Source organism: Bradyrhizobium sp. (assembly GCF_016462955.1).
GTDB lineage: Bacteria > Pseudomonadota > Alphaproteobacteria > Rhizobiales > Xanthobacteraceae > Bradyrhizobium.
Window position 1 is genome coordinate 1 of sequence record NZ_JAEMSD010000606.1, and the last position, 3571, is coordinate 3571.

Here is a 3571-nt window from a genome sequence, read left to right on the forward strand (position 1 = left end):
CACATTTCGCTGCGCTCAATGTGAGCCGACCCTCCCCCTCCAGGGGAGGGTGGCAGTCCGGCTCACGACCGATGCACGAGGCCCCATGTCCCAACCGCTGCTGATCGAGCACGACGATGGCGTCGACCGGGTGACGCTCAATCGTCCTGACCATCTCAACGCGCTCGATCCTGCGCTGATCGATGCGCTCAACGACTATTTCCAGGGCCTGCAACGCAACCGCGATACCCGCGTGGTGGTGTTGAAAGGCGCCGGCAAGAATTTCTGTGCGGGCCTCGATCTCAAAGCCGCAATGGCGCGCCGGGCCGGGCAGCAGGAGCCGCCGGGCGTCACGGAGTCGCTGGACTCGCAGCGGCGCATTGCAGATATCGTGATGCTGATGCGGCGCTGTCCGCAACCGATCCTGACGCTTGTGCAGGGCGCGGCTGCGGGTGGCGGCTTTGCGCTAGCGCTGGCGTCCGACATCCGCATTGCGACGAGATCGGCACGGATGAACTGCGCCTTCATCAAGCTCGGGCTCGGCGGCTGCGACATCGGCACCAGCTATTTTCTTCCTCGCCTTGTCGGCGTCTCAATCGCTTCCGAGCTTATCCTCACCGGGCGCTTCATCGGGGCGGAGCGCGCGCTCGCGGTCGGCCTTGTCTCCGAGGTCGTTGACGAGGACAAGCTCGACGACGCGGCCGAACCTTACATCGAGGCGATGATCACGGCTTCGCCCGTGGGCCTGCGGCTCTCCAAGGAATGTCTCAACATGAGCGTCGACGCCGGATCGCTGGAAGCGGCGATCGCGATGGAGGATCGCAACCAGGTCCTGTGCAGCCGCTCGGAAGAGTTTTCGGAAGGCATCAGGGCCTTCCTTGAGAAGCGAAAGCCTGTCTATATCAAGCGCTGAACGACGAAGATCCGCCAAGGACAAGAAATTCCGGGAGACGCAAAATGAGTGGAAGCGCGGCGGCGGTGATGACGAAGCCCGCCTTTCGCAAGGTCGAGTGGCTCAAGCGCGACATCGACGTCGAGCGTCGTACCGACGGCACGGTGGTGCTGAAGTCGCGCATTCCGCTGCAGGCTTACGAGACGCACATTCCGGCGTCGCTGGCGAAATGGGCGAAGGAGGCGCCCGCGCGCATCTGGCTGGCGCAGCGTGGCGGTCCGAACCGCGAATGGCGCAAGGTGTCTTATGGCGAAGCCAAACGCACCGTGGACGCGCTGACGCAAGGCCTGCTCGATCTCAAGCTCGACGGCCGGCCCGTCACGATCCTCTCCGGCAATTCGATCGAGCATGCGCTGATGACGCAGGCCGCGATGCAGGCTCGTTCTCCTGCGGCGCCGGTGTCGCCGGCCTATTCGCTGATGAGCCACGATCACGTCAAGCTGAAGTACCTGTTCGACCTGATCAAGCCGGCCGTGGTGATGGTGCAGGACGGGCCGACCTTCGAGAAGGCGCTTAGTGCGATCGATCTCACCGGTGTCACCGTGGTTCACGTGGCGCGGCCCTGCGACGGCATCGCGAGCGTCAGCTTCGCTGGGCTCGCGGCAACGCCTGTCACCGCTGATGTCGAGGCCTCGATCGCAAAGATCACGCCGCAGACCGTAGGCAAGCTGCTGTTCACGTCAGGCTCGACCGGCATGCCGAAAGCCGTCATCAACACGCAGGAGATGATGTGCGCCAATGCGGCGATGATGATGCAGGTTCGTCCGCGTTCGCCTGATGGTCCTGTTGCGACCATGCTGGACTGGATGCCTTGGAATCACACCATGGGTGGCAATGCGGCATTCCACCCGATCCTGGTCGATGGCGGCACGCTCTACATCGACGATGGAAGGCCCATGCCGGGCCAGTTCGAGGAGACGCTGCGGAACCTGCGCGAGATCTCGCCGACCTATTACGCCAACGTGCCGGCCGGCTACGCCGCGCTCGCGGCCGCGATGGAGAAGGACGACGCGCTCTGCCGCTCCTTCTTCAAGAACCTGTCGATCATGGCCTATGGCGGCGCGCGATTGCCCGACGATCTCTACGACCGCATGCAGGCCCTCGCCGTGAAGACCACCGGCGAGCGCATCGTGTTCTACACCGGCTGGGGTTCGACCGAGACCGCGCCGACCTCGACCGGCACCTATTGGGACACCGAGCGGGTCGGCCTGATCGGCCTGCCGTTCCCCGGCGTCGAGTTGAAGATGGTGCCGTGCGGCTCGAAATACGAGCTGCGCCTGCGCGGCGTCAACGTCACGCCGGGCTATTTCGGTCAGCCGGAGCTGACCAGGAAGATGTTCGACGAGGAGGGCTTTTACTGCATCGGCGATGCCGGCGTGTTCGTCGACGATACCGATCCGGTCAAGGGCATCATCTTCGCGGGCCGCGTCGTCGAAGACTTCAAGCTCACCACCGGCACCTTCGTGCATGTCGGCTCGCTGCGCACCGATGCGATCGCCGCCGCAACGCCGGTGGTGCACGACGCACTGGTTGCGGGACAGGACCGCGCCTTCATCGGCCTCTTGGCCTGGCCGAACCTGCACGCCTGCCGGCAGCTCGTCGGCAATCCTGATCTGAGCTTTGCCGAGGCGGTGAAGCATCCCGAGGTGATCGCCTGCTTCCGTCGTGGCCTCGAAGCCCACAACCGGGAGTGCGAGGGCGCCAGCAGCCGTATCATCGCCCGCGCCATGCTGATGGTCGAGCCGCCCTCCATCGACGGCAACGAGCTCACCGACAAGGGCTACATCAACCAGCGCGCCGGCCTCGAACGCCGCGCCGCGCTGGTGGAGCGGCTCTATGCGGAGAAGCCGGACGAAGATGTGATCGTGCTGCGATGAAGACGACACTCCCTCCATTCGTCATTCCGGGGCGCGCGCAGCGCGAACCCGGAAACCATCGGGCCGCATTAACGCGGTGGAATGGATTCCGGGCTCGCGACTTCGTCGCGCCCCGGAATGACGGTCTCAATGATACTGAAAAAGAGGTAGCCCGCCATGAACTTCGACTTCTCCGACGACCAGAAGCAGCTCCGCGACCAGGCGCGCAAGTTCCTCGCCGAGAAATGCTCGCCCAAGGCCGTGCGTGTCGTGCTCGACGGCAAGGCGCCCTATGACAAGGAGCTGTGGAAAGGCCTCGCCGAGATGGGTTTCCTCGGCGTCGCGATTCCCGAAGAATTTGGTGGCGCCGGTGCCGGCCATCTCGAACTCTGCGTCATCGCGGAGGAGATGGGCCGCGCCAACGCGCCGGTGCCCTTCTCCTCGACTGTGTACCTCGCCGCCGAAGCGCTGCTGATCGCCGGCAGCGATGCGCAGAAGAAGAAATGGCTGCCTGCGATTGCTTCCGGGGAGGCGATCGGCACACTGGCGCTGTTCGAGGGCAAGGGCAATCCGGCGCCGAAGAACGTCAAGCTGACGGCTGCGAACGGCGTGCTCAACGGCGTCAAGAAGCCGGTTGCCGATGGTGCGATCGCCGACTTCGCGGTGGTTGCCGCCCGCACGGGATCGAGCGGGCGCGAGAGTGACATCTCACTGTTCCTGGTCGACCTCAAGGGCGGCGGCGTCGACGTGAAGAGCCTCACCAATCTCGATCCGACCCGCGGAC

3 protein-coding genes are annotated in these 3571 nt (G+C 64.6%); all 3 read left to right on the forward strand.

The annotated features are described in order from the left end of the window. Positions 1-85: 85 nt before the first annotated feature. Positions 86-892 (forward strand): enoyl-CoA hydratase/isomerase family protein, encoded by an 807-nt coding sequence (locus tag JHD07_RS35335; RefSeq protein ID WP_291630613.1) that lies wholly within the window; start codon positions 86-88, stop codon positions 890-892. Positions 893-936: 44 nt separating this feature from the next. Continuing rightward, a complete protein-coding gene (locus JHD07_RS35340) occupies positions 937-2808 on the forward strand; it encodes an AMP-binding protein (protein WP_291630616.1) in 1872 nt (623 codons plus the stop codon). 156 nt (positions 2809-2964) lie between these two features. Next, positions 2965-3571 (forward strand): acyl-CoA dehydrogenase family protein (locus tag JHD07_RS35345; RefSeq protein ID WP_291630618.1); only part of this gene is annotated, 607 nt, incomplete at its 3' end.

What these genes read in the sequence shown, in the direction of transcription:
- JHD07_RS35335 (WP_291630613.1), top strand. Translation starts at nt 86, where the DNA reads ATGTCCCAACCGCTGCTGATCGAGCACGACGATGGCGTCGACCGGGTG.
- JHD07_RS35340 (WP_291630616.1), top strand. Translation starts at nt 937, where the DNA reads ATGAGTGGAAGCGCGGCGGCGGTGATGACGAAGCCCGCCTTTCGCAAG.